This window comes from Mucilaginibacter sp. PAMC 26640 (assembly GCA_001596135.1).
Lineage (GTDB): Bacteria > Bacteroidota > Bacteroidia > Sphingobacteriales > Sphingobacteriaceae > Mucilaginibacter.
In genome coordinates this window covers 4,264,866-4,291,042 of sequence record CP014773.1, presented here as the reverse complement: position 1 = coordinate 4,291,042, position 26,177 = coordinate 4,264,866, and the positions used below count along the sequence as shown (strand labels likewise).

Genomic DNA, 26,177 nt, shown 5'->3' with positions numbered 1-26,177 from the left:
TAAATATTCATCTCATATCAAAACCAAACATCATGAAAAAGTTCTTCGTATTTTTATTATTGGCATCACCTGCATATTTGGCATCGGCCCAGGATAACCGGGTGCCCTATTTAACCAAATCATTGGCAGCTGATAACGTTAAAACCGTTTTTGTAAACACCAGCGGCGGTAGCATATCAGTTAAGGGCGGCGAGGAACCGCGTGTTGAGGTGTATATATCGGGAAACAATAGCCAAAACCTGAGCAAGGAGGAAATTGCTAAACGCCTGGAGCAAGACTATACACTGGATGTATCGGTACACGATGGCGAGCTGCATGCAACCGCCAAACAAAAGCACAATATCAGCAACTGGAGAAGAAGCCTGAACATCGGCTTTAAAGTTTATGTAAATAAGGCGACCGAAACCAACCTGAACACCAGCGGAGGCAGTATCAGCATAGCTAATTTAACCGGCAACCAAAATTTTGAAACCAGCGGTGGTAGCCTGAGCATTGCCAACATAGCAGGGGTCATTAAAGGGGAAACCAGTGGCGGAAGTATCAATGTAAGCAATGCAAAGCAGGATATCACGCTAAACACCAGTGGTGGCAGCATCACCGCCAGCGACTGCCAGGGCCGCATTAAACTGGAAACCAGCGGTGGTTCGCTTAGACTGCAAAATTTAAAAGGTTACGTAAAAGCCATTACCAGCGGCGGCAGCGTAAATGGTAACAATATTGATGGTGAGCTGATTGCGGGTACCAGCGGTGGCAGCGTTAGCCTGATGCAGATTGCAGGCAGCGTGAGCGCCACAACCAGCGCTGGCAGCATCCATGTGCAAATGACCCGCGTGGATAAATATGTTAAAATTGACGGCGACTCGGGCCATGTTGACCTGAGTTTACCAGCCGGCCAGGGTGTTGACCTGAACGTGCGTGGCGACCGTGTTACAGCGGCTATGAACGGCAAATTTGAAGGCCAGAAAGAGAAAGAGAAAGTAGTAGGCAAGTATAACGGTGGTGGCGCACCGGTAGAGGTTCGCGGCGATGGCAACGTGACCGTTACTTTCTAAGCTACAGGTAAAAATAAATCGGGAATGGTGAGTTGCAGGTTGCAGCTCACCATTTTTGTTTTTACGGCAAATCTAACCATAGCCCGATCACCTAACGCTCGCTGTGAGCCCCCAACCGCTCACAACAGTGTATCATAACCGAACAACCACTGTTACGCATACGAACACAGTAGTTGTGTTGGCAGCTTGTTAAGCGATTGATTTAAAGCTATTTATATATTTGGTACTAATTTTAACCTGATGCCATTACTATTCTTTTGCTATGATAAAAAACTATCTAACCATCGCCTGGAGAAGCCTTACCAAGAATAAGGTGTTCTCTTTCATCAATATATTAGGGTTGGCAATTGGCCTTACCTGCTGTATGCTCATCAGCGCCTATATTTACCAGGAGGTTACCTATGACACCTATCCAGGAAAGGCCAAAAATATCTACCGCGTTAGCCTCCATGTAAGTGAAGGTGGTGGTACGTCGGTTTACCCGCAGGTGGATAATGCAGTAGGACAGGGAATCAAAAATAACGTTTCGGGTGTACAGGCTGCCACCCGGATGGGGCGGCGCGGCCCGGTGTATGTTAAATACAGCAGCAAGGTTTTTAAGGAGGAGAAATTCGCCATAGCCGATTCTAATTTTCTGGCCATGTTTTCGCTGCCATTGCTGGAAGGCGACATCCGCACCGCGCTGGTTGATCCAAACAGTATCGTGATCAGCCGTCAAACGGCCGCAAAGTATTTTGGTGGCGAAGCTGCAATGGGTAAAACCCTAACCCTGCAGGGCGAACGGGATGTAAAAGTTACCGGCATTATGGCTGAAATTCCCGGCAATTCGCACTTCCATGCGGATGCTTTTATCAGCAAAACCAGCTATCCAACGCAGCATGAAACCTGGAGCAATCTTAGCTACTATACTTACCTTTTGCTAAATGACCATTCCGACGCCAAAAAGGTAGAAGCGCAGTTTCCCGCCCTGGTTGCCAAATATGTAGTGCCCGAAATTCAGCAAGATATGGGGGTGAGCCTGGCCGAGGCCCAAAAATCAGTCAATACTTTTGTCTTCAGGCTGATGCCGCTTACCGATATCCACCTGCACTCCAATACAAAATACGAAATGGAGCCGAACGGCGATATCCATTACGTTTACATCTTTAGCGCACTGGCTGTTTTTATCCTGTTGCTGGCCTGTATTAATTTTATGAACCTCTCCACCGCCAGTTCGGTGAAACGGGCTAAGGAAGTTGGCATCCGTAAGGTGATGGGCTCCTTAAAAGGCTCGCTTATTGCTCAATTTCTAACGGAATCGGTATTGATAACCGCATTTGCCATGGTGATTGCTATGGTGCTGGTATATTTCGCACTGCCATACTTCAATAACCTGGCCGGGAAGCAATTTACCATCGGCCTGTTTCTTGGTAAAACAACTATCGCTATCGAAGTTTTCCTGGTGCTGTTGGTAGGTGTGCTGGCAGGTATTTACCCGGCTTTCTTCCTGTCGTCATTCAAGGTGCTTAATGTTTTAAAAGGCAACACTTCAGCCGGGCCATCGAAACGGAATTTCCTGCGAAGCGGACTAGTAGTCTTCCAGTTTTTTATCTCTACGTCGCTCATCATTGCCACCATGGTGGTTTACCGGCAGCTTAATTATATGCAAAACATTAAGCTGGGGTACGATAAAGGGCAAGTGCTGGTGATTAACGATGCCTACACGTTGGGTAATAATATCGATGCCTTTAAACAGCAGTTGCTCCGCGACCCTCGCGTAAGCAATGCCACCGTTACCGGCAGCGTTCCGGGCAGCCCCAATATGGATGGTACGCAGATCTACGCAAAAGATTTTAGCGACAGGCAGGAGCGGAAAGAGATCCATACCAATATATTCCATGTAGAAGACAGTTACCTGAATACCCTAGGCATTAAAGTAGCGCAGGGCCGTAATTTTTCTTCTGCACAACCGGCAGACTCGTCCGCAGTGGTAATTAACGAGGCCCTGGTGCGCGAAATAGGCTGGGGTAACAGCGATCCCATCGGAAAAACTATCGTGCGATCTGGCAAGCGTGAATTTAAAGTGGTTGGTGTAGTTAAAGATTTTCATTACAAATCTGCCAGGGAGGCAATAGCGCCGCTGATGTTTTTACCCGGCCGCAGTAATTTACTGATGGCGATTAAAGTGCATTCGGCCGACATGAAGCATGTGATAGCCGGTATAAAAACGCAATGGGATAACTACCGGGCCACAGCACCATTCAGCTACTCCTTCCTGGACGAGCAGTACGCAGCCCTCTACGGTGCAGAGCAGCGCACCGGCCAGATCTTTACGGCATTTGCAACAGTCGCCATCATCATTGCCAGCCTGGGCTTGTTTGGCTTAGCCGCCTTCAGCATCAGGCAGCGGGTTAAAGAAATTGGCATCCGCAAGGTACTTGGAGCCTCCTCGGGTACAATCACGGGCATGTTATCGGCAGAGTTTTTAAAACTGGTAGGTGTTGCCATATTAGTAGCCGTGCCCGTAACCTGGTATGCCATGTACAAATGGCTGCAGGATTTTGCCTACCGGATAGAAATCTCCTGGTGGGTATTTGCGCTGGCAGGCATTATCGCACTGCTGGTAGCTTTTGTAACGGTAAGCTTTCAATCGGTAAAAGCCGCCCTGGCCAACCCGGTAAAAAGCTTAAGGAGCGAATGAGTAAGATACAGGAGATCAAGATTCGGGAAGCAAGAAACAAAACGGTGCAATCAATTTAATAAACGGTGTAATTACAAATATCATGTTTAAAAACTATATCAAAACAGCCTTCAGGACCCTTAAAAAAAATACGGGTTTCACGCTCATCAACGTTTTGGGCCTGGCCCTTGGCCTGTGCGTATGTATGCTGATCGTTTTTTATGTGATAGATGAACTTGGCTATGATAACTACAATGTAAAGGCTGATAGGATTTACCGGGTAAACAATAATACTAAATTTGGTGGCAAGTCAAGTGAATCTGCGGTAGCCGCAGCGCCGCTGGGTCCTACGCTGGTGACTGATTTTCCGGAAGTGGAAAATGCGGTAAGGTTCAGGAGCTGGCAGTCCTTCAAGGTGCGTAAAGGCAATCAAAATGTACAGGAAAATCGCATGGCTTATGCAGATGCTTCCATCTTTGCTGTGTTTACGTTGCCAATGATAGAGGGTGACCCTAAAACAGCGCTATTAGATCCCAAGACGGTTGTGCTGACAGAAACCATCGCCAAAAAGTATTTTAATACAACTGCCGATGTAGTTGGGCGTTTTTTAACATTTAATGATACTATTCAGTATAAAGTTAACGGTGTGATCAAAGATTTCCCTAAGCAATCGCACTTTCATTTTGATTTTATACTGGCTATGGCAGGCAGCGCTGAAAGCAAACAGAACTTTTGGCTCAACAGCAATTTCAATACTTATATTTTATTAAAGCCAGGCAGCAACATTAATAACCTTCAGGCTAAATTCCCCGCGTTTGTGCGTAAATATGTAGGTGGCCAGTTAGAGCCGGCCATTCATATGGACTATGCCACCTTTGAAAAAACCGGCGACTATTTCAGGCTGAATTTGGTCCCGCTAAAAAACATTCATCTCCGGTCAAATGCAGACGGTGAGATGGATAGCAACGGCAACATTCAGTATGTGTATATTTTTTCGGCAGTAGCCCTTTTTATATTGCTGATCGCTTGCGTAAACTTTATGAATCTTTCTACCGCCAGGTCATCAAACCGGGCGCGTGAAGTCGGCGTGCGTAAGGTATTAGGTTCATCTCGTGGTTCACTCATCGGGCAGTTCCTTGCAGAATCGGTGATGGTTACTTTCGCTGCTACGGTAATTGCGGTAACTGCCGCCTCGCTGCTGTTGCCTTTATTTAACCAGATGGCAGATAAACAATTAGCTTTTACGCAGGCTACGTTTGTTTGGCTGATGCCTGCCTTACTGGCCATCGTATTAATAATTGGTTGTTTAGCAGGCTCATACCCGGCATTCTTTTTATCGGCTTTTCAGCCTATTGATGTTTTAAAAGGTAAGCTGTCAACCGGCTTCAAAGGTGGCTTTCTGCGCAGCTTCCTGGTCGTCTTCCAATTTTCCATTTCTATATTCCTCATCATCGGCACCTTAGTAATTTATCACCAGCTTAAATTTATCCAAAATAAAGATCTGGGTTACAACCGCGAGCAGGTACTGATTGTGAATAATGTTGGTGTACTTAACAAACAGGCCAAAGTATTTAAACACGAGATTCAACAAATGCCCGGGGTTAAAAATGCTACCTTATCTGGCTATATACCAACCGGGGGATGGCAAAACAATAACACCTTGTTTGAAGACCCGGGATTAAATAGTAAACATGCCATATCTACGGCTTACTGGGATGTAGACGAGGATTATATCCCCACACTAGAGATGAAGATCCTGGCTGGCCGCAATTTCTCCGCCGCCATGAAAACTGATTCTACAGCAATTATTTTAAATGAAGCCGCTGTAAAAATATTGGGGCTCAAACATCCGTTAGACCATGAATTGTATCTTCCTTTGGATCCGTTGGGTAAATCTGTATTAAAATTGCATGTTATCGGCGTTATAAAAGACTTTAATTTTACCTCGCTGCGCGAAAATATTGCCCCCATTGTTTTTACTTTTCAGGAAAATAACGGAGCCCTAAGTATCCGGCTAAATCCAGCTAATGCGATGGCTGTTTTGGAGCAGGTCAAACAAAAATGGGCCTCGCTGTCGCCGAATCAGCAATTCGAGTATTCGTTCATGAACGAGGATTTTGAAAATAATTACCGCACCGAGCAGCGCATTGGCGGCATTTTTATCGCATTCACCTCTATGGCAATTATTATTGCCTGCCTAGGCTTATTCGGGCTTGCTGCTTATGCAGCCGAGCAGCGTACCAAGGAGATAGGCATCCGCAAGGTTTTGGGCGCAAATGTATCCGTCATTGTGGCGATGCTCTCTCAGGATTTTATTAAACTGGTACTTGTATCCATTGCCATTGCTTCACCGCTGGCCTGGTACAGTATGCAGCATTGGTTTTTAGACAGCTTTGCTTATCGCGACGGGATCAAATGGTGGATACTGGCAGCAGCGGGTGGCGGTGCAGTAACCATTGCACTCATCACTATTAGTTTCCAGTCGATAAAGGCGGCATTGGCTAACCCGGTAACGAGTTTGAAGAACGAATAGGGCACTAGCGGCAAGAAATCAAGATCTAAGAAATCAAGACTTAAGAGTTCAATAAAACAAGACTCAAGAGTTCAAGAAATTAAGATCTGACAAGCAGGGGGCAGGAAATCAAGACAAGGAATTCAAGAGATCGAGAACTGATAAGAGATAGGATCAAAAAAAAAATTCGGTGTGATCTCCTGTCAATAAATAAGATCAGTTTAACAAAAAGACATTTAATAAGCGACTCATGATCAGGAATTATTTTAAAATAGCATTTCGTAACCTATTTAAGAACAAGTTATACAGCCTTATCAATATAGGTGGCTTAGGTGTGGGTATGGCAGTGAGCTTTATGCTGCTGCTTTATGTTTATAATGAGTTTACTTACGATAAATTTTACACGAACGACGAACGCATCTATGCCGTAATGCGTAACCAAACTACCAATGGTGAAATATCAACCAGTGGTGGTACATCGCTGCCTGTGGCGGGTGCGATGTTAAAAGACCTGCCCGAAATAGAAAAAGTTGCCCGCACCAATTACCCGGGTGGTACGCTTTTCAACTACCAGGGCAAGTCGTTTAATTTGAAGATGTTGTCGGCAGACCCCGCTATCCTCGATATCTTTACTTTCAAATTTACTGCCGGTAACAGCCGCTCGGCCTTTACCGAAGTTAATTCGGTTGTAATTACTCAATCATCTGCCAAAGCTCTTTTTGGCAGTGAGGATGCCATGGGTAAAACCGTTAAACTGGATAATGCGCACACTGCCAAAGTAACGGGTATTATTCAAGATCAACCCGATAACGCCTCATTAAAATTACAGGCAATTGGATCATGGGCCATGTTTGAATCTAAGGAACCGTGGTTGAAAACATCCGGTTGGGCAAACTATGCCTTCAGTACCTACGCAATGGTAAAACCCGGCACAGATATTCAAAAGCTCAACGTTAAAATGGCCGGGCTGATAGTAAAGAATAACCCCGATGACAAGGAAAACAAGCTGAGCTTGTTTCAATATTCGCGCCTTCACCTGCACTCCGAATTTAAAAACGGTGTAAACGTAGGGGGCGCAATTGCATATGTGCGTTTATTCCTGTGCCTGGCAATAGGTATCTTACTCATCGCTTGCATCAACTTCATGAATTTGTCTACCGCGCGGTCGGAGCGCCGCGCACGCGAGGTGGGCGTGCGTAAAGTGGTAGGGGCAAGCCGTTTTGCGATCATCCAACAGTTTTTCGGCGAATCACTATTGATGTCTATAGTGTCTTTTGTATTCGCTTTGCTGTTGGTTACGCTTTCATTGGGTTACTTTAATGGCATCATTCATAAAAATTTAACCATTCCCTACAACATGCCTTTGTTTTGGGCGGCAGGGCTCGGTATAACCGTAATAACCGGCATCATAGCAGGGAGTTACCCGGCTTTGTTCCTGTCATCCTTCAGGCCGGTTAAAGTTCTTAAAGGCATCAACAACGCTGGTAAGGCAACGCTGAGGCCACGCCAGGTATTGGTAATTGTGCAGTTTGCTTTTGCTACCTGCCTTATCTTATGTACCATGCTTATCTATAATCAGCTCAATTATATTAAAAACCTGCCCGCCGGTTTCAACCGGGATGGATTGGTGGAGGTGCCATTAGACGGAAAACTGTATGATCAGTTTGAAAATTTCCGCAGGGATGCCATCGCAGCAGGCGCTATAATCGAGGGCGCCAGCACCTCTGGCACCATCGCGAGGGAAGATGGTGCATCCTGGGGCATTATTTGGCCCGGGCAATTACCCGGTGAGGATAAAGCCCCGATCAGCCAGATGGTTACCACCTATCATTTTACCAAAACGTTTGATGTAAAAGTAGTAGAGGGGCGCGATTTCGATAGCAGCAGGCCATCAGATTCTACAGCAATAATGCTTAATCAATCGGCTGTTAAAATGATGAGGCTGAAAGAGCCAATTGGTGCGCAGGTTAAATGGCAGGGCGTGCAGCGCACTGTAATTGGTGTTGTAAAAGATTTCATCTGGGGGCAGGCCTCCGAGCCTATCAAACCGGTAATTATCGGTTATATGAAAGGCTGGGCAGGTACCGCAACGGTAAGGCTTAATAAAAAAATAGCAGTATCTGAGGCCATGCAAAAGTTGGCGGGCATCTACAAAAAGTATAATCCCGATTATCCGTTCGATTATAAGTTTGTAGATGAGTTGTATAATGAGAAGTTTCGCACCGAACAATTATTGGGAACGCTTTCCAACTCGTTTACCATATTGGCTATCGTTATTTCCTGCCTTGGTTTGTTTGGCCTGGCATCTTTCTCAGCAGAGCAGCGCCGCAAGGAGATCGGTATTCGTAAAGTACTGGGCGCATCAATAGCTAACCTTTGGTTTAATTTATCAAAAGAATTCATCCAGCTAGTTGTTATCGCTTTTGTGATAGGCGCATCGCTGAGCTGGTATTTCATGAGCGACTGGCTGCACAATTACACCTACCGCATAAACATAGGTGCCGGTGTTTTTATCGCAACGATTGTCATCAGCCTGGCAGTAACCCTTACAACGGTTAGCTGGCAGGCCATCAAAGCGGCCCTGACAAACCCGGTGAAAAATTTAAGAAGCGAATAAGATAACCAGATGCAGGAGGACAAGAGCCCGGCGGCAGGAAATCTATTATATTAAAAATCAGTGTAATTTCCCAAATAATCTTTGTAATCAATAACTTATGATAAAAAACTACATAAAAATCGCATTCAGGAGTTTCCGTAAGCACAAGCTGTTTACGGTAATTAATGTGGTAGGATTATCCATCGGCATAAGTGCCGCACTGGTAATTTACCTGATCGTCCACTTCGATTTTACATTTGATAAGTTTCATAAGGATAGCGACCGAATTTACCGCGTTACCACTGATTATTCATTTTCGGGTGAGATTGGGCATAATGGCGGGGTTACAATGGCATTGGCTTCAGCAGCACGAACCGAAGCTACGGGTATCGAAAACGTGGCTCCGTTTTATATTTACGGTGAAACCTCCGTACTCGTACCGGGAGGGTCGGCTCCGGATAAAAAGATTAAAAAGCAGCCCGGTATTATTGTTACTGATGAATCCTACTTTAATCTTATCAATTATAAATGGATCACTGGAAACGCTAAAACGGCTTTAAAAGAAGCTAATAAAGTGGTTTTGACAACTAAGCGTGCTAAAGTTTATTTTCCTAAACTAAACTTCGCAGATATGATAGGTAGGGAATTGATTTACGACGACTCTATTAAAACTACCGTAACAGGTATTATACAGCCAATTAAAGAAAATACCGATTTTCAGTTTCAGGACTTCATATCATACAATACCGGTGTTACGGACCCCTATCTGAAAAAGAATTTTGAACTTACGCAATGGGGTAGCACCAATTCCGCTTCGCAACTATTTGTGAAATTGTTGCCAAATGCGGCTGCTGCAAAAGTAACCAGGCAACTCAACGTAATGCTGAACAAGCACAACCCGCCAACCCCGGAAAATAAAGGCAATACCCAAAGTTTTACCCTACAGCCTCTTAGTGATATCCACTTTGACCAGGTATACGGTGGCATGGATGGTGTGCGCACAGCCAATAAAACTACCTTGTATGGCTTGCTGGTGATCGCGGGCTTCTTATTGATATTAGGCTGTATCAATTTTATTAACCTAACCACTGCCCAGGCATCGCAAAGGGCCAAAGAGATCGGGATTCGTAAAACTATGGGCAGCAAACGCAGCCAGCTGATTATTCAATTCCTAAGCGAAACGTTTTTGATTACCCTTTTTGCGGTGGTGGTTTCGGTATTGTTAGCGCCTGTTATCCTGAAACTTTTTTCTGATTTTATTCCCAAGGAAGTATCCGTTAACTTATTTAGTCAACCGAGTGTTATTGTTTTTCTTGTTTTGATTACGGTATTAGTGAGTGGTCTGTCAGGATTTTATCCTGCAATCGTCTTATCCGGTTACAAACCAGTAAGTGTATTAAAAAATCAGGCAATAAGCGGTAGCAGTAAAACACGAAATGCCTGGCTCCGCAAATCACTCACGGTTACCCAGTTTGTTATCGCGCAGTTCTTCATTATGGCTACTGTTTTGGTAAGCAAGCAAATTTATTATGCGTTGCATAAAGATCTTGGCTTTAAAAAGGATGCCATAGTAAATATCAGCACACCTTACAAAACCATGGAGACCAATAAACAACAGGTCTTTATGAATAAGATTCGTGCTATTCCGCAGATAGCATTGCTGAGTGTAGGCGGTGCGGCACCTTCATCATTCAACACCAATTCCACCTCTGCTACTTACATGGATGGCAAAAAAGAAATTAAGACGGATGTGCAGCAAAAATATGCCGATGAAAATTATTTGAAAGTTTACCAGATTAAATTATTGGCAGGACGCAATCTGCGCTCAACAGATACTACCGGTGGCGGCGCTATACTAATCAATAATACCTATGCGAAGGTGCTCGGTTTTCGTAATCCGGATGATGCAATTGGCAAGACCCTGGAGTACAATGGCAAAAAATCGGCAATCATTGGCGTAACCGCTGATTTTTATCAAAAGTCGCTGCATTCTGCCATTAAACCATTGGCTATCTTATTGCCCGGAAACAGAAAATGGAATAACCGTACCTTCCACATCGCACTTAAACCGCAAACAGCCGGAGGCAGCGAATGGAAGATAGCCATAGCTTCATTTGAAAAAGCCTGGAAGGAAGTTTATCCCGATGATGATTTCGAATACAATTTTTACGATGAAAATATAGCCAAGTTTTATACCGAGGAGCAGCATACGTCTCAACTGCTTACCTGGGCAACAGGCTTATCTATTTTTATCAGCTGCCTGGGCCTGCTGGGGCTTGCTATTTACACAACCGGCCAGCGTACCAAAGAAATCGGTGTACGCAAGGTACTGGGTGCTTCGGTAGCGCAAATAGTTACCCTGTTATCTACCGAATTGATCTTGCTGATTGTGCTAGCCTTTGTGCTGGTAACGCCGCTGGCGTGGTATGCCATGCAAAAGTGGATGGAGAATTTTGCAGATCGTACACCAATCAGCTGGTGGATCTTCGCACTGAGTGGCGCAGGCATGCTTATGGCTGCTTTGTTTACTTTAAGTTTCCAAACGGTGAAAGCAGCAGTGGCCAACCCGGTACGGAGCCTGCGGAGCGAATAGAATTAGCAATCACCTTTCTTTCGAGACCATACAAAAAAGCGATTTATAAATTCATCGCTTTTTGTATTTAACAGGGGGCCGTTAAAAAATGTTAAAGTTTTAAAGATCAGTGCAAAAGTTATGATCTTGTAAGTATTATCAAACCAAAATCGCATGCTGAACACTTACTTTAAAATAGCCTTTCGAAATTTAACTAAACACCGGTTTTACACGCTCATCAACGTATTTGGCCTGGCGTTGGGGGTGGCCTGCTGCATTATTTTATTCCAGTTTATCAGCTATCATTTAAGTTTCGACAACTACCATCCCAATGCAAAGCAGATCTACAAAGTAGGTTATGATCTGCATATTCCGGATGGTTCTATAGAATATGAGCGGGGCGCGCCGTTAATCCTCGCAAAAGCTATAGATACACAGGTTCCGCAAGTGAAAAACAGCGCTATTCTTTTAAAGGACCGTTCGTTCACTGTAACCGTTAATGCAGCGGATGGCATTACCCGGCTGTTTGCCGAAAATGAGCGTATTGCTTTAACAGATGGCCGTTATTTCAAATTATTTACTTACCAGTGGAAGCAGGGTGATTTCGTAACCGCTTTAAATCAGCCAAATAAAGCAGTGCTAACGGCTAACCTGGCACAAAAATATTTTGGTACCGAAGATGTTGTAGGTAAAATCATTACGGTTGACAATCGCATGCCGGTAACCATAACCGGCGTACTGGCCAACAACAAGCCGAATACGGATATGAAGGAGGAGCTTTTTCTATCGCTCGGATCATTTAACCAGCTCTACCCGGATTTTGCAGCGCAAATGCAGACGGACTGGAACTTCATCAACTCGCACAGCGCGTTGTTTGTGGAACTGCCGGAAAACGTTTCGCCCATACAAGTTGAAAAAACACTTACAGCGATAGTTAATAAAGCGATCAATCAAAAGGAAAGCAGTTATGATTACAAGCTGTTGCCACTGCTTGGCTTGCATTTCGATGGCAAACGCGGTGGGGTCATCCAGAAATCTATGCTCATCACTTTAGGTTTTGTGGGATTTTTACTTTTGGCGATTGCCTGCGTCAACTTCATTAATATGGCCACTGCGCAAAGTACTAAACGCGCAAAAGAAATAGGTACCAGGAAAGTTTTGGGCAGCAGCTCGGCAGCCATTTTTAAACAATTTATCACGGAAACCGGCTGCATCGCCGCTTTAGCTATCCTGACAGCCGTGGTTGCAGTCAGTTTGTTTTTGCCGGTGTTTAACAGTTGGGTGGGCACGCAGATTACGCTGGCTATATTTTCCGATTATAAACTTTTCTTGTTCCTGCTGGCGGTATTACTATTGGTTATTTTAGCCGCCGGCTTTTACCCGGCAATGTTGTTGAGTCGCTTTAAACCAGTATATGCCCTAAAAGACCAGGTTAGTGCCAATATCAAAAGCACCAGGTTTACCCGCAAGGGATTGATCATCATACAAAATGTGATTGCTCAGGTACTCATCATTTGTACCTTGCTCATTACCCTGCAAACCGATTACCTTAAAAACAGCGATCCGGGTTTTGATAAAAACGCTATTGTGATGCTGCCTTTGCCCGATCATGCAAAGGTTAAAACAGACTACCTGCGCAATTTACTGATGGCCAAGCCGGGTGTAAAAAATGTTTCTTTCTGCTATAGCGCAGCGCAATCAGCTTTAGATAAAGGCGGCAGCGTTAAATATGATAACCGTGAATGGGAAAATTTTACGGTATTCACCAAGATCGGCGATGCCCAATATGCCAAAACCTTCGGCCTTAACCTGATAGCCGGCCGGGATATTGCTGAAAGTGACAGTGCACGCCAATTTTTGATCAATGAAAAACTAGTTCAAAAGTTAGGCGTAAAAAATGTAAACGATGTGATTGGTCGCAGGCTGGTTTGCGGTGACCTGGGCGATTCGGAAGGCACAATAGTAGGAGTGGTAAAAGATTTTCATTCCAAATCACTGTACAAACCTATTGATGCAGACTTGGTAACATCCAGCCGCGATTACTACCAGTTTGCAGCAGTGAAACTAAGCAGTCACAATCGCAACACGCTAACGCAGCTGCGCAATGCATGGAAATCTGTCTATCCGGCCAGTGTTTTTGAATATCATTTTTTGGATGAACAGATCAACGATCTCTACAAGAAAGAGGACCTGCTGGGCAAATTGATCAAAGCCAGTACAGCCGTTGCGATTATGATCAGCTGTCTCGGATTATTAGGATTGATATCGTTAGTCACCGCGCAGCGCGTAAAAGAGATCGGTATCCGCAAGGTATTAGGGGCCTCAGTTGGGCAGATCACTTTACTGCTCTCGAAAGATTTTGTGAAGCTGGTGCTGGTAGCAATAGTTATTGCGACCCCGGTGGCCTGGCTGCTGATGCATAACTACCTCCAAGACTTTGCTTACCATATCCATATTCCCGGATGGGTGTTTGCCGCAACAGCAGTATTGTCATTAATGGTGGCTTTTGTTACCACCGGGGTGCAGTCGGTAAAAGCAGCCCTAGCCAACCCGGTAAAAAGTTTGCGCGATGAATAAAGCTTTAATTAATGTTAAACAAATATGTGGATCCGGGTAATTTTTTGAGGTAAATTAGCAAATAATCGTGTTCCAAAACTGATCCAAAATCTTGTTCCACTATTTATTTTAAGTATTTTTAAATTTTTGTTTACTAACTAATGATGAGTGTTTTAAGGCTGTTTACTTAAAGAACAGGGATGTTCCAATCTGTTCCACTATTTTGTTGCAAAACATTGAAAATCAGTGGGTAATCATATTTGGCTGTTCCACATTTTTAAAGTGGAACATGGGGCGGTAAAATTTAAGCCCGGGTCTGGAAGCCAACTATAAATGTCGGGTAAATTCCCTATTTTCGCACGATGAATTTTTCTTCGAAACTGCTGGAGGATGCTGTTGCTGAGTTTGCCAAATTACCCGGGGTGGGGCAAAAAACCGCCCTGCGTTTAGTACTGCATTTGCTAAACCGAGAAAAGGAAGAGGTGGGCCAGTTTACGAAGGCGGTAAACCGGCTGCGCAATGAAATTCAGTTCTGCCAAACCTGCCATAACATATCAGATCAGGCCGTTTGTGAGATTTGTTCTTCCGCAAAACGCGACCATTCACTCATTTGCGTGGTGGAAGACACGCGAGACGTGATGGCCGTTGAAAACACCAATCAGTATAACGGCGTTTACCATGTGCTTGGGGGCCTGATTTCGCCAATGGATGGCGTAGGCCCGTCAGATTTGCAGGTTGATACGCTGGTTGAAAGATTAAAAGAAAACGAGGCAAAAGAGATCATATTTGCCCTTAGCGCAACCATGGAAGGGGATACCACGATTTTTTACCTGCATAAGCGCTTAAAGCAATTCAATATAAACATCTCAACCATTGCCCGTGGCATAGCTTTTGGAGGTGAATTAGAGTACGTTGACGAGATTACTTTAGGCCGATCTATCGTAACAAGAGTACCGTACGAAAATTCATTATCCTGACCTGTATGAAACTGTCTGTCATTGTTGTAAATCACAATATGTGTTCCTTACTAAAACAGTCACTTGCTTCTTTAGTAAAAGCTTGTGAAGAAATTGACTACGAGTTGATTGTGATCGACGATGCATCTACAGACAGGTCGTTATATATGTTGCAGACAGAATTTGCCGAAGCTGAAATCATTAAGAACAGTAAGCAGGTGGGTACCGCAAGGAGCCGAAATATTGGTTTATCCAAAGCAACAGGCGAGTATGTTTTACTAGTCAGTGCGGATACAATTACCGCCATTACCGCGCTGGAAAGTACCGTCAAATTCATGGATGAGCATCCGGAAGCAGGTGGCGTTGGTGTACGAATGCTTACTCCGCAGGGGCGTTTTCTGCATATTTCCCGCCGCGGGTTTAACCGTGCCTGGGAAGCATTTTTTAAAGTGACAGGTTTGAGTAAGCATTTCACCAAATCCAGATTGTATAAACACGGTAGGGAAAACTGGGTTGATGAATTTGAAACTGCAGAGGTAGATGTGATAAACGGGGCATTTATGCTGCTACGCAGAGATGTAGTTAAACAGGTTGGGGGATTAGATGAGCGCCTCAGTATGTTTGGACATGATATTGACCTTTCGTACCGGATTCGCCTGGCGGGTTTCAAAAATTACTACTTTCCAAAAACGTACATTCTTAACTTCCGCAAGCAAGTAACCAGCAAATTTACCTGGAGGTATATCAGGCATTTCTATGGTGCTATGTTTATATTCGCGTCCAAATATATGTTCCGTATGCCCGAGCTGAATATGCCGGCCGTACCGCAGCTATTTGCCCCGAAATATGAAGTTGAAAGATAAGGTTATCATCATAACCGGTGCTTCCTCAGGCATTGGTAAAGCACTTGCAATTGAACTTGCGCAACGCGGCGCAAAACTGGTTTTGGCCGCCCGGCATTATGTTAGTCTTTGCCAGATTAGCCAGGATATTGAACGTAAATACAACACGCAGGCCCTCGCAATTGCTTGTGATGTAACTATAGAAGAAGATTGCGCGCAACTGGTCAAACAAACGATGGTTACTTTTGGGCGTGTTGATATATTGATTAACAACGCCGGTATTTCCATGCGTGCCCTTTTTAAAGATGTAGATGTCAAGGTTTTGAAAAGCCTGATGGACGTAAATTTTTGGGGAGCGGTATATTGCACCAAATACGCATTGCCCGAGATTACTAAAACAAAAGGCAGCATAGTGGCAGTATCTTCTATAGCTGGATACAAAGGTTTGCCGGGGCGCTCTGGATACTCTGCTTCCAAATATGCGATGAACGGTTTTTTTGACGCGTTACGGGTGGAGCATCTAAAAACAGGTGTACATATCATGGTAGCGTGCCCGGGTTTTACTGCTTCAAATATTCGGAACACCGCTCTTGATCAATACGGCTCGCAACAGCGGAAAAGTACCCTGGAGGAAGATAAAATGATGAGTTCCGAACAGGTCGCTAAGATTATTGCCAATGGCATAGAGAATCGTGAGCGAACGCTTATCATGACAGGGCAGGGGAAGCTAACCGTTTTTATCAGCAAATTTCTGCCGGGCTTTTTAGATACCCAGGTGTACAAGGTTTTTTCCAAGGAACGAAATCCGCTGTTAAAATAAGTTGTTAATCCTATTAATTTACAGCCTGGTAGGCGCTTATTTTGCTCATATCCAGTATGATACGGCCGTGTTCATCCCGGTCAAACATTGGTACAAACTTGGCATCCCAAACCATTTCGTTGTACTGAAAAGCGGTGCGTGAATGTACCGTTTGAGAGAAGGTGTCATCGAAAGCCTTGAGTAAAACGGAGAACGAAGCCTCTCCGCGTTCCAGTTCATCTGGGGTAATCTCAGCGAGCGGACTGTTGTGATCCAGTGGGTGAACAATCGTCCAATTGAGGGTAAGGATGCTCACTTCTTTCCGCTCCAGTTCTAAAGGAAAAAAGCGCCTCACCGGTTTGCCGTCTACGATTTCATTATAGGAGAAAATCACCTGTACATCCAGGTCTATCAATACATTTCGCCGCAAATTAGCTATCCGGAACATTAAGCCTTTGCTACCATCTTTGTAAGGGCTCACCAGTAGATTATAACTGTATACAATCTTGGCAGATGGCCTGGAAAACCGCCCGTAAAGTAAACCTGTAGCTAATGCAAAAGCAAGCAAGCCCATCATAGATTCTACCGCGGCCACACTGTTGGCCACAATACCTTTTGGGGTGATATGACCGTAACCCACGGTAGAGATGGTTTGGGCAGAGAAGAAGAAGGCATCCAGAAAACGGCCAAATGGTTCTGCTCCGGCGCCTCCTTCAAGGCTATCTCTTCCTATCGTAACATATATTGTTGCAAACAGTAGATTGGCAAACAAGTAACCGCTAAGCACGATCACCCAAAACCTGCCCCAACTCATTTTAATAAGGGTATGGTAGTTGTCGGCCGTATTAAATAGGGACAAGCCTTTTCTCCTTACGTTTACTGTACCATCTTTATTGATCAACGGCTGGCTTTTGATCACCGGCTGAGGGCCAAAACCGAGATCGTTTTCTGCTCTTATCTGTTGTTCGCGTATAGCCATATCTATAATTGAATGGGTAGGTTTCTTAGTCGGTGATTTTATGTATTTTAAAAATCTAAGCTATTACATATTGTTTTCTGCAGTCAGCCATTGGCTAAATCACAATCGCTAAATCGTAACTGTAAAAATATCATTATGCTTGCTTTTAGTGAAAAGTATTTCCATCTTTGCCACAACAAATGAAGAATTTAAGTTTAAACAATAATTGGTGGTGGCTTAACGAGAACTCGTGAGGCAACCTTATTTTTTGTTTTTTACAGATATATAAAAGGGTTGCCATATGGTAACCCTTTTTTTGTTAGCGATAGCCGCAAAACGGATTGTGAAGCAGCATTGCAATTGCAAATTTTATAATTAATATTTATTTCTCCTTTGGAAATTAGCAGGCACATGAAACAGATACTTAATCATCTTTTTGAACATAAAACATTTAGCCGCGAGCAGTCGAATGAAATCCTGAAGAACATCGCTTTGGGTAAATATAACAACTCGCAAATGGCGGCATTTATGACTGCTTATTGCATGCGCAGCATCACCGTAAATGAGCTGGAAGGTTTTAGAGATGCTATGCTGGAACTTTGCCTGCCTATCGACTTGCAATCCGGCAACCTAATTGATCTTTGCGGAACCGGGGGCGACGGCAAGGATACTTTCAATATATCTACCCTGGCATCTTTTGTTGTTGCAGGCGCAGGATATAAGGTAGCCAAGCATGGCAACTATGGCGTATCATCAGGTTGTGGTTCTTCTAACGTAATAGAGTATTTAGGCTACACATTCACCAATGATCCTGGCAAGCTTCGTAAAAGTATCGATGAAGCTAATATTTGCTTTTTGCACGCACCGCTTTTTCATCCGGCCATGAAAACGGTGGCGCCCATCCGTAGGGAATTGGGAGTTAAAACGTTTTTTAATATGCTTGGGCCATTGGTTAACCCGGCAAAACCCGGCAATCAGCTGGTTGGTGTATTTAACCTGGAGCTGGCGAGGGTTTATGCTTATCTGTATCAAAAATCTGATGTCAAATATACCATCGTAAACGCTTTAGATGGTTATGATGAAATCTCGCTCACCTGCGATTTTAAGACATTCTCTGCTGAGGGCGAGAAAATAAACAGCATAGAAGCTCTTGGATTTACCAAACTGAATGAACATGAGATTACAGGGGGCCACACCGTTGGCGAATCTGCAGAAATTTTTATGAAGGTGCTTAACGATGAGGGTACGGCGGCACAAAACAGTGTTGTACTAAGCAATGCGGCCCTGGCTATAAAGACGATGAGCCCCGGCAAAAGCTTCGCCGATAGTTTTTACGAGGCCGAAGAATCTTTAGTAAGCAAAAAGGCCTTAAGAAGCTTCAAAACACTAATTGCCAACTGATATGAAAATTAAGGTATGCGGGTTAAAAGACCCGGCTAATATTAAAGCGGTAGCAGCCCTATCACCCGATTATATGGGTTTTATATGCTACAATCGTTCTCCCAGGTTTATTAGCGATCTGGATGAAGATGTATTAGCTACCTTGCCTGATCATATCCTCAAAACAGGCGTTTTTGTAAATGCCTCGATAGAGCATATCAGTAAAGTAATGAACAAATACGGGTTTGACGCGATACAGCTGCACGGAACTGAAAATCCGGAAGCATGTGCCTTTTTTAGACCCAAATTATTGGTAATTAAAGCCTTTGGCGTCGATGAGGAATTTGAATTCGGAAGGTTGATTGATTATCGCAACAAAGTTGATTTTTTCCTGTTCGATACCAAGACCCCAGTGCACGGTGGATCTGGCAAAACGTTCGACTGGACAATGTTGAACAGGTATGCCGGCGATATCCCGTTCTTTTTATCAGGGGGTTTAAGCCCGGAAAATCTGCAGGAAGTAGCTAAAATAGATCATCCTATGTTTTATGGGGTAGATTTGAACAGCAAATTTGAAGTGTCGCCGGGACTTAAAGATGTTGATAAACTAAAAACGGCATTTAGTACTATAAAAAATATTTAAAGCAATGATGAAGTACGGAGTTAACGAGCAGGGATATTACGGAGATTTTGGCGGAGCATATATACCCGAAATGCTATATCCTAACGTGGAAGAACTGAGGCAGGAGTATTTAAAGATCATGAATGACGAAAGTTTTAGAGCTGAGTTTGACCAGTTGATGCGTGATTATGTAGGCAGGCCCTCACCGCTTTACCACGCTAAAAGATATTCTGAAAAGTACGGCGCCAATATATTTTTTAAACGTGAAGACCTTAATCACACCGGCTCGCATAAAATAAATAATGCCATCGGCCAGATCTTATTAGCCGAGCGCCTTGGCAAAAAGCGCATCATCGCCGAGACAGGTGCCGGACAGCATGGTGTAGCTACCGCAACGGTTTGTGCCTTGAAAGGTATTGAATGCATCGTGTACATGGGTGAGGTGGATATGGCGCGGCAAGCACCAAATGTATCGCGGATGAAAATGCTGGGGGCAAAAGTGGTGCCCGCCACTTCCGGTAGTAAAACACTGAAGGATGCAACTAATGAAGCCCTGCGCGATTGGATAGGTAACCCCGTGGATACGCATTATATCATTGGTTCTGTAGTTGGCCCGTATCCCTATCCGGATATGGTTGCCCGTTTTCAGGCTATTATATCCTACGAAACAAAAAAGCAGCTATTACAGCAAACCGGCAGTGAGTTGCCGCAATACGTAATGGCCTGTGTAGGCGGAGGCAGTAACGCCATGGGTATGTTCTACCATTTTTTAGATGATGAAGCTGTGAAACTGGTAGCTGTTGAGGCAGCTGGTAAAGGGGTAACAAGCGGACAATCTGCTGCAACAACTTTTCTGGGCCGTGAGGGTGTTTTGCATGGTAGTCGTACTATTTTAATGCAAACAGCTGATGGGCAAGTAGAAGAGCCGTATTCCATCTCTGCCGGGCTTGATTATCCGGGTATTGGGCCACAACATGCCCACCTATATAAAATAAACCGGGCAAAATATGTAAGTATTACAGACGACGAGGCCTTGCAGGCCGGTTTGCTTTGCTCGCAGATGGAGGGAATTATTCCTGCTATCGAAACGGCGCATGCGCTGGCCTATCTCGAGAAGATGACGTTTAATAAAAATGAAAACGTGGTAATTTGTCTTTCAGGCAGAGGTGACAAAGATCTGGATACCTATATCAAGTACTTCGGCTATTAATAGCCATTGATGCAGGTATTTAACAACCGTAATAAAAAATAATACCTGTGAATAAATAACTAATAACATTATATTTGGCAGGTTTGGTCAACGCTGAATATCATCTGAGTAATAATATGGAAGTTCTAACAGGCTGCGTGAGTGATAAATATGAGTTAGTTGTAGGATTAGAGATACACGCGCAATTATCTACTTTAAGTAAAGCATTTTCATCAGATTCAGCAGCGTTTGGTGCGGGCCCGAATGAACATGTAAGTCCTGTTTCTTTAGGCCATCCGGGTACGCTACCGCGCATTAACAAAAAAATGGTGGAGTACGCGGTAAAAATGGGCCTTGCGTGTAATTCTGCTATTAATTTGCAGAATACCTTTGCCCGTAAGAATTATTTTTACGCTGATTTGCCAAAAGGCTATCAAACTACCCAGGATCAGCACCCTATTTGTTTGGGTGGTTTCGTAACCGTAAAATTATCCGACCATACCACAAAAGATATCGCCATCCACCATATACATATGGAAGATGATGCCGGTAAAAGCTCACATGATCAACATGACCAATATTCTCTGATTGATTTGAACAGGGCGGGGGTACCTTTAATAGAAATTGTTTCAGAGCCGGATTTGCGCAGTGCTGAAGAAGCCGGGCAGTTCCTTACTGAAGTGCGCCGGCTTTTGCGTTACCTGGACATTTGCGACGGTAATATGGAAGAGGGCAGTATGCGCTGCGATGCAAATATCTCGGTAAGATTACATGGTGCGGCAGCATACGGCAATCGCTGCGAGGTAAAAAATCTAAATTCTATCCGTAATGTGCAGCGGGCCATAGAGCACGAATTTGCGCGCCAGATAGGTATTATTGAAGAGGGTGGCCGGATAGATCAAAATACTTTGAACTTTAATGCCGATACCGGTGAAACTTCCGTGTTGCGATCAAAGGAAATGGCTAACGATTACCGCTATTTTCCCGAGCCGGATCTGTTGCCTGTCTTAATTACCGATGCCTATCTTGATGGAATACGTGAGCAAATGCCGGTATTGCCTAAAGAATTGTTTGCCAAATACACTACAACCTTAGGTCTGTCTGATTATGATGCGGGTGTTATTACTGCAGACAAGCACTTCGCTGCTTATTTTGAAGAGGTTATTAAACATACTGATCATTATAAATCAGCAGCCAACTGGCTGATGGGAGCGGTTAGATCCTATCTCAACGATCATAACCTGACCATTGACGAAATAGCCCTAAAGCCCGCACAACTCGCCAGCTTAATAAAACTGGTAGACGAGGGTAAGGTGAATAATTCGGTAGCGGCACACAAGTTGTTTCCGGAGATGATCAAGGGCAATAATAAAACTGCCGACCAGTTAGCCAAAGACCTCAACCTGGGCATCAGCGATGATGCTTCCCAACTAGATGAGTTTATTAAAGCTGCCCTGGCTAAGTTTCCGGACAAGGTAATTGAATACCAAAAGGGAAAGAAAGGCGTTTTAGGCTTGTTTATGGGGGAGATCATGAAGATCTCGAAAGGCAAAATCGACCCGAAAAAAACCAATCAATTATTGATAAAAGAATTAGAATCAAAATAAAATGAAATTCCGTTTCGCCTCTTTCGCTGCATTTTCTGCTCTTGCCTTAGTATCCTGTAAAGACCAATCTTCTTTTAAACTTTCGGGTACTGTAAATAATCCTGATAAAATTGGAAAAGTTTACCTTATCGTTGCAGATACGGCAGGCACCGCGTTTATCGATTCAGCAGTTCTGGGCGATAGCCACACGTTTGAATTTAAGCATAATGCACCATATGCTAATTTATATAAAGTTAAGCTTGGTAAAGAAGGCCCGATCTTCGACTTTGTTCTAAAGAATGGAGATGATGTAAAATTCAGTACCGATGCTTCGGATGTTGCGCATACTTATGAAGTTTCCGGGTCTGATGAATCGGAAAAGATCAAGGAATTCAACACGATCAGCACCTTGTACGGCAACAAAAACAGTAAACTATCAGAAGAATATACCGCAAAGTCTGAGGCTCTGGGTCATCCCTCAGATTCCCTGCTTAAAATTTACATGCCGGTTTTCCAAAAAAACATCGCTGATTACAGTACTGAGATTTTAAAATTTATAAACGATAATAAGAAATCGCTAACAGGGTTCTATGCAGCCACTTCGCTCGATCAGTTCAAATACGAGCAGCAATTAGTTGCTTACGCCGATGAGATAAAAGACAACTTTAAGGACAATCCTGCTGTGCAGACTTTTATCCGTCAAATGGAGTTGGTGAAACCGATATCGGTAGGTCATAAGGCGCCCGAATTTACTGCTAAAAGTATTGATGACAAGGATGTTAAGTTATCTGATTACAAGGGGAAATATGTGATGATTGACTTTTGGGCATCGTGGTGTGCGCCTTGCAGGCAGGAAAATCCAAATGTAGTAAAGCAGTACGCGGCATTCCATAATAAAGGTTTCGAGATCCTGGGCGTATCACTCGACACTGAGAAGAAAGACTGGGCGGGCGCTATTAAAGCCGATGGCTTGAAATGGACGCACGTATCTGATCTTCAGCGTTTTGAAGGCCCCACTGAACGCCTCTATCATATAGAGGCTATTCCTTCAAACTTCCTGGTAGACCCCAGCGGTAATATAGTAGCTAAAAATATCACAGGCGCAGATTTGGAAACTTTTTTAAAGAAAACGTTTAATTAGTCTATAACTTACGTTAAGTTTTTACGGTAATTAACAATTTGTTAATATGTTATTAACCATTAGCTTGTATTAAGGTTATACATTTATGCCAAAATACAACGTACATGAGCACCGGAAAACAGAAGATTCTTATTGTTGACGACGAACCCGATATTTTAGAGCTGATTGAATACAATTTAAAAAAAGAAGGTTATCAGGTTTTCTCGGCCCGTAATGGCCAGGAAGCAGTAGCTGAAGCAAAAAAAACACTGCCAGATCTTATCGTGCTGGACATCATGATGCCCAAGATGGACGGTATCGAAGCTTGCCGCATCATGCGTACCATGCCAGAGTTTAAAAATACATTTATGGTGTTTTTAACGGCACGGAGCGAAGAGTACAGCGAAATTGCCGGCTTTAATGTTGGCGCAGATGATTACATCGCAAAACCAATCAAGCCACGCGCATTGGTTAGCCGTATTAATGCTATTTTACGAAGAAACGCACCGCCGGAAGAGGTTACCGACAACAAATTGGAAATTGGTAATTTGGTGATTGATCGTGAGGCATACCTGGTTTATAAAGATGGCGTTAAAGTTGTGTTAGCCAAAAAAGAATTTGAGTTGCTTTATTTGCTGGCCTCAAAACCTGGAAAGGTTTATACACGTGAAGTGATTCTTAAAAATATCTGGGAAGATTCAGTAGTGGTAACCAACAGAACAATTGATGTACACATCAGGAAGCTCCGCGAAAAACTTGGAGATGACTGTGTAGCCACTGTAAAAGGAGTTGGATACAAATTTGAAGCTCATTAAATAAAAAACGCCTCCAGATGATTAATTCCGGAGGCGTTTCGTTTTAATCGCTCCTTTGAACTTTTGCAGCATTTTATTGCGGAGCTGATTTAGCTTTGGCAGTTTTAACTGACGCGGACTTTTGATCCGCAGTTACGCTCGGTGTTACTGTTATAGCTGCTTCATCCGTTTTACCTGATATTTCTTTTTTCACTTTAATTAAATTTTTCTTTACTACATCAGGGGCCGCTTTGGAGTTGGCCTCAATAGCTTCTAACTTACTATCCTTTTTGCTCTCAACAGTAATTGCGTTATTCGTTGCATTTACATTTACTTCCTTAGTTTTATCCGCTGTTGTGGCTTTGTTTTTTGCAACACCTTTTTTGGTTTTAACGGTAGCACTACTTATTTTTTTAGATACCGATGGTAGTGCAGCGTTTGCGTTTTTATTTGCAATTGTCTTTTTGACGCCAGCTTTTTCATTTGTATCTGCAATTTTCTCTTCGGAAATATCTTTTACATCTTCTGCAGTGTCTTTGGTGCCGTCCCAAAATTCACCGATCGTTTCTTTTATCTTTTCGAAAAAGCCTTTATGTTCAGGTTGTGTTTTATCCGTACTCATGTTTTCGGTATCCAAGTAAATTCGATCAATTAGTTTATCTGATTGACAACAGGGCTCAGTTATGTTTGTTTTATCACTATCATTACAAGCACATTGCATAACAATGCAAATGGTTACGTATATAAACCGTATTTTTGCCGGCTATGAAATTTCCAAAATTTGCCGACCTGATCTTATTCGAGAACGATGATATTATTGTGGTGAATAAACCACCTTTTATCAGTTCGTTGGATGAGCGTGAAGGTGGTGACATTAATATGTTGCGGCTGGCAAAACAGTATACTGATGATGCGCAGATCTGTCACCGTTTAGACAAGGAGACGTCGGGTGCCCTGATCGTCGCTAAAAACCCGGAAGCGTATCGTGCAGTGAGCATGCAATTTGAAAGGCGAAAAGTGAAAAAAGTGTACCATGCTGTCATAGACGGAACGCACGTTTTCGACAATTTGTTTATCGACCTGCCGATTCTCAATGTCGGCAAAGGAAGTGTAACCATTAGCAGGCAGGAGGGTAAACGTGCCGAAACCTGGTTTCAGTCGCTGAAATATTACAAGCATTACACTCTGGTAGAGTGCAGGCCCGTTACCGGTCGGATGCACCAGATCCGCATTCACCTGGCTACACAGAGGGCATCTATTGCGGGCGATGAGATGTATAAGGGCTTGCCCGTTTATTTATCCAAGCTAAAACGTAAATATCAATTAGGTAAAGATCAGGAAGAACTGCCTATCATGAAACGCTTTGCCTTACATGCTTACGAGGTGAGTTTTAAACTATTGAATGAAGAAGAGATAACGGTACATGCTCCATATCCTAAAGATTTTGAAACGTTGTTGAAGCTATTGGACAAGTTTGATTTATAGGTGTTTTCTTTCTCGCCCTGTGCTGTTTTGAATATGTCAGATTAATTGGCCATGCTGAATAGCGCAGGGTTTGAATACATCAGTCTTTCATCAGGCACTTATCATTTCAGGAAACCTTTTAAAAGTAAAAAAGCCTCTTCATTTTCATAAAGAGGCTTTTATTTTGCTCCGGATAAATTATTTTCCTGGAGGAGTTGTATCTTTTTGAATGATCAATCTGCTCGCTGCACCTGGAGGAGTTGTATCCCTTTTAGTTTTTAACGATGAGCTTGTTTTAAGTTTAGAGGTATTGTCTTTCTGACATGAGTAAACGCTAATAGTTACCACAGCGAGTACTAAGTATACGATTTTTTTCATTTGGTCTAAGTTTAATTATTATTATGATTATTAATGCAAAGTTATAACTTTTTTTGATTAAGCAAGTATTTCTACGTGGTTTTACAAAATAAGTTTCGCAAGTGAATGTTTGCATTTATCGCTTACAACCGTAAATTTATAG

The 26,177-nt window shown here is 43.4% G+C and carries 18 protein-coding genes; 16 read left to right on the top strand and 2 right to left on the bottom strand.

Going from position 1 to position 26,177, the window contains the following annotated elements; genetic code table 11:
• Positions 1-32: 32 nt before the first annotated feature.
• The 9 genes from A0256_18545 to A0256_18505 all read left to right on the top strand — a co-directional run bounded on the left by A0256_18545 (position 33) and on the right by A0256_18505 (position 16,565).
• Positions 33-1,052, top strand: a complete 1,020-nt coding sequence (locus A0256_18545) for a hypothetical protein (GenBank protein AMR33277.1) — start codon at positions 33-35, stop codon at positions 1,050-1,052.
• 262 nt (positions 1,053-1,314) lie between these two features.
• On the top strand, positions 1,315-3,732 hold the full coding sequence (locus A0256_18540; protein ID AMR33276.1) for a cell division protein FtsX: 2,418 nt from the start codon (positions 1,315-1,317) through the stop codon (positions 3,730-3,732).
• An 82-nt stretch (positions 3,733-3,814) separates the two neighbouring features.
• Positions 3,815-6,244: a cell division protein FtsX gene (locus A0256_18535; protein AMR33275.1), complete on the top strand. Its 2,430-nt coding sequence runs from the start codon at positions 3,815-3,817 to the stop codon at positions 6,242-6,244.
• A gap of 229 nt (positions 6,245-6,473) precedes the next feature.
• On the top strand, positions 6,474-8,840 hold the full coding sequence (locus A0256_18530) for a hypothetical protein (GenBank protein AMR33274.1): 2,367 nt from the start codon (positions 6,474-6,476) through the stop codon (positions 8,838-8,840).
• 97 nt (positions 8,841-8,937) lie between these two features.
• On the top strand, positions 8,938-11,412 hold the full coding sequence (locus A0256_18525) for a hypothetical protein (GenBank protein AMR33273.1): 2,475 nt from the start codon (positions 8,938-8,940) through the stop codon (positions 11,410-11,412).
• 153 nt (positions 11,413-11,565) lie between these two features.
• The gene (locus tag A0256_18520) at positions 11,566-13,968 is read left to right on the top strand and encodes a hypothetical protein (protein ID AMR33272.1); all 2,403 of its coding nucleotides are present in this window, start codon (positions 11,566-11,568) and stop codon (positions 13,966-13,968) included.
• A 341-nt stretch (positions 13,969-14,309) separates the two neighbouring features.
• The gene (locus A0256_18515; protein ID AMR33271.1) at positions 14,310-14,924 is read left to right on the top strand and encodes a recombination protein RecR; all 615 of its coding nucleotides are present in this window, start codon (positions 14,310-14,312) and stop codon (positions 14,922-14,924) included.
• 38 nt (positions 14,925-14,962) lie between these two features.
• On the top strand, positions 14,963-15,766 hold the full coding sequence (locus tag A0256_18510) for a hypothetical protein (protein ID AMR33270.1): 804 nt from the start codon (positions 14,963-14,965) through the stop codon (positions 15,764-15,766).
• The gene (locus tag A0256_18505; GenBank protein AMR33269.1) at positions 15,750-16,565 is read left to right on the top strand and encodes a short-chain dehydrogenase; all 816 of its coding nucleotides are present in this window, start codon (positions 15,750-15,752) and stop codon (positions 16,563-16,565) included. The genes A0256_18510 and A0256_18505 overlap by 17 nt, the downstream gene beginning before the upstream one ends.
• Before the next feature lie 13 nt (positions 16,566-16,578).
• Here the strand turns inward: A0256_18505 and A0256_18500 are convergent, their stop codons facing one another.
• Positions 16,579-17,523: an ion transporter gene (locus tag A0256_18500; GenBank protein AMR33268.1), complete on the bottom strand. Its 945-nt coding sequence runs from the start codon at positions 17,521-17,523 to the stop codon at positions 16,579-16,581.
• 390 nt (positions 17,524-17,913) lie between these two features.
• Here A0256_18500 and A0256_18495 point away from each other — a divergent pair, with 390 nt between their 5' ends.
• From A0256_18495 to A0256_18470, 6 genes are all read left to right on the top strand, one after another.
• Positions 17,914-18,903 carry an anthranilate phosphoribosyltransferase gene (locus tag A0256_18495; protein AMR33267.1) on the top strand — a complete coding sequence of 330 codons (990 nt, stop codon included), beginning with the start codon at positions 17,914-17,916 and terminating at the stop codon, positions 18,901-18,903.
• Position 18,904: 1 nt separating this feature from the next.
• The gene (locus tag A0256_18490) at positions 18,905-19,525 is read left to right on the top strand and encodes an N-(5'-phosphoribosyl)anthranilate isomerase (protein ID AMR33266.1); all 621 of its coding nucleotides are present in this window, start codon (positions 18,905-18,907) and stop codon (positions 19,523-19,525) included.
• 4 nt (positions 19,526-19,529) lie between these two features.
• The gene (locus A0256_18485; GenBank protein ID AMR33265.1) at positions 19,530-20,714 is read left to right on the top strand and encodes a tryptophan synthase subunit beta; all 1,185 of its coding nucleotides are present in this window, start codon (positions 19,530-19,532) and stop codon (positions 20,712-20,714) included.
• A 116-nt stretch (positions 20,715-20,830) separates the two neighbouring features.
• Positions 20,831-22,300, top strand: a complete 1,470-nt coding sequence (gene gatB, locus A0256_18480) for an aspartyl/glutamyl-tRNA amidotransferase subunit B (GenBank protein ID AMR33264.1) — start codon at positions 20,831-20,833, stop codon at positions 22,298-22,300.
• A gap of 1 nt (position 22,301) precedes the next feature.
• On the top strand, positions 22,302-23,420 hold the full coding sequence (locus A0256_18475; protein ID AMR33263.1) for a hypothetical protein: 1,119 nt from the start codon (positions 22,302-22,304) through the stop codon (positions 23,418-23,420).
• A gap of 104 nt (positions 23,421-23,524) precedes the next feature.
• The gene (locus A0256_18470; GenBank protein AMR33262.1) at positions 23,525-24,214 is read left to right on the top strand and encodes a DNA-binding response regulator; all 690 of its coding nucleotides are present in this window, start codon (positions 23,525-23,527) and stop codon (positions 24,212-24,214) included.
• A 73-nt stretch (positions 24,215-24,287) separates the two neighbouring features.
• On the opposite strand, the gene A0256_18465 is transcribed toward A0256_18470, so the two are convergent.
• Entirely contained in the window at positions 24,288-24,815 is a 528-nt protein-coding gene (locus tag A0256_18465) for a hypothetical protein (protein AMR33261.1), read from the bottom strand.
• A 143-nt stretch (positions 24,816-24,958) separates the two neighbouring features.
• On the opposite strand from A0256_18465, the gene A0256_18460 reads away from it, so the two are divergent.
• Positions 24,959-25,678 (top strand): RNA pseudouridine synthase, encoded by a 720-nt coding sequence (locus A0256_18460; protein ID AMR33260.1) that lies wholly within the window; start codon positions 24,959-24,961, stop codon positions 25,676-25,678.
• The last annotated feature ends 499 nt before the right edge of the window (positions 25,679-26,177 follow it).

Excerpts from the sequence above, each read along its gene's own strand:
- A0256_18545 (AMR33277.1), top strand. The coding sequence starts at position 33 with ATGAAAAAGTTCTTCGTATTTTTATTATTGGCATCACCTGCATATTTG.
- A0256_18515 (AMR33271.1), top strand. The coding sequence starts at position 14,310 with ATGAATTTTTCTTCGAAACTGCTGGAGGATGCTGTTGCTGAGTTTGCC.
- A0256_18465 (AMR33261.1), bottom strand. The coding sequence starts at position 24,815 with ATGAGTACGGATAAAACACAACCTGAACATAAAGGCTTTTTCGAAAAG.
- gatB (AMR33264.1), top strand. The coding sequence starts at position 20,831 with ATGGAAGTTCTAACAGGCTGCGTGAGTGATAAATATGAGTTAGTTGTA.
- A0256_18495 (AMR33267.1), top strand. The coding sequence starts at position 17,914 with ATGAAACAGATACTTAATCATCTTTTTGAACATAAAACATTTAGCCGC.
- A0256_18460 (AMR33260.1), top strand. The coding sequence starts at position 24,959 with ATGAAATTTCCAAAATTTGCCGACCTGATCTTATTCGAGAACGATGAT.
- A0256_18485 (AMR33265.1), top strand. The coding sequence starts at position 19,530 with ATGATGAAGTACGGAGTTAACGAGCAGGGATATTACGGAGATTTTGGC.
- A0256_18500 (AMR33268.1), bottom strand. The coding sequence starts at position 17,523 with ATGGCTATACGCGAACAACAGATAAGAGCAGAAAACGATCTCGGTTTT.
- A0256_18520 (AMR33272.1), top strand. The coding sequence starts at position 11,566 with ATGCTGAACACTTACTTTAAAATAGCCTTTCGAAATTTAACTAAACAC.
- A0256_18540 (AMR33276.1), top strand. The coding sequence starts at position 1,315 with ATGATAAAAAACTATCTAACCATCGCCTGGAGAAGCCTTACCAAGAAT.
- A0256_18535 (AMR33275.1), top strand. The coding sequence starts at position 3,815 with ATGTTTAAAAACTATATCAAAACAGCCTTCAGGACCCTTAAAAAAAAT.
- A0256_18510 (AMR33270.1), top strand. The coding sequence starts at position 14,963 with ATGTGTTCCTTACTAAAACAGTCACTTGCTTCTTTAGTAAAAGCTTGT.
- A0256_18490 (AMR33266.1), top strand. The coding sequence starts at position 18,905 with ATGAAAATTAAGGTATGCGGGTTAAAAGACCCGGCTAATATTAAAGCG.
- A0256_18470 (AMR33262.1), top strand. The coding sequence starts at position 23,525 with ATGAGCACCGGAAAACAGAAGATTCTTATTGTTGACGACGAACCCGAT.
- A0256_18530 (AMR33274.1), top strand. The coding sequence starts at position 6,474 with ATGATCAGGAATTATTTTAAAATAGCATTTCGTAACCTATTTAAGAAC.
- A0256_18505 (AMR33269.1), top strand. The coding sequence starts at position 15,750 with ATGAAGTTGAAAGATAAGGTTATCATCATAACCGGTGCTTCCTCAGGC.
- A0256_18475 (AMR33263.1), top strand. The coding sequence starts at position 22,302 with ATGAAATTCCGTTTCGCCTCTTTCGCTGCATTTTCTGCTCTTGCCTTA.
- A0256_18525 (AMR33273.1), top strand. The coding sequence starts at position 8,938 with ATGATAAAAAACTACATAAAAATCGCATTCAGGAGTTTCCGTAAGCAC.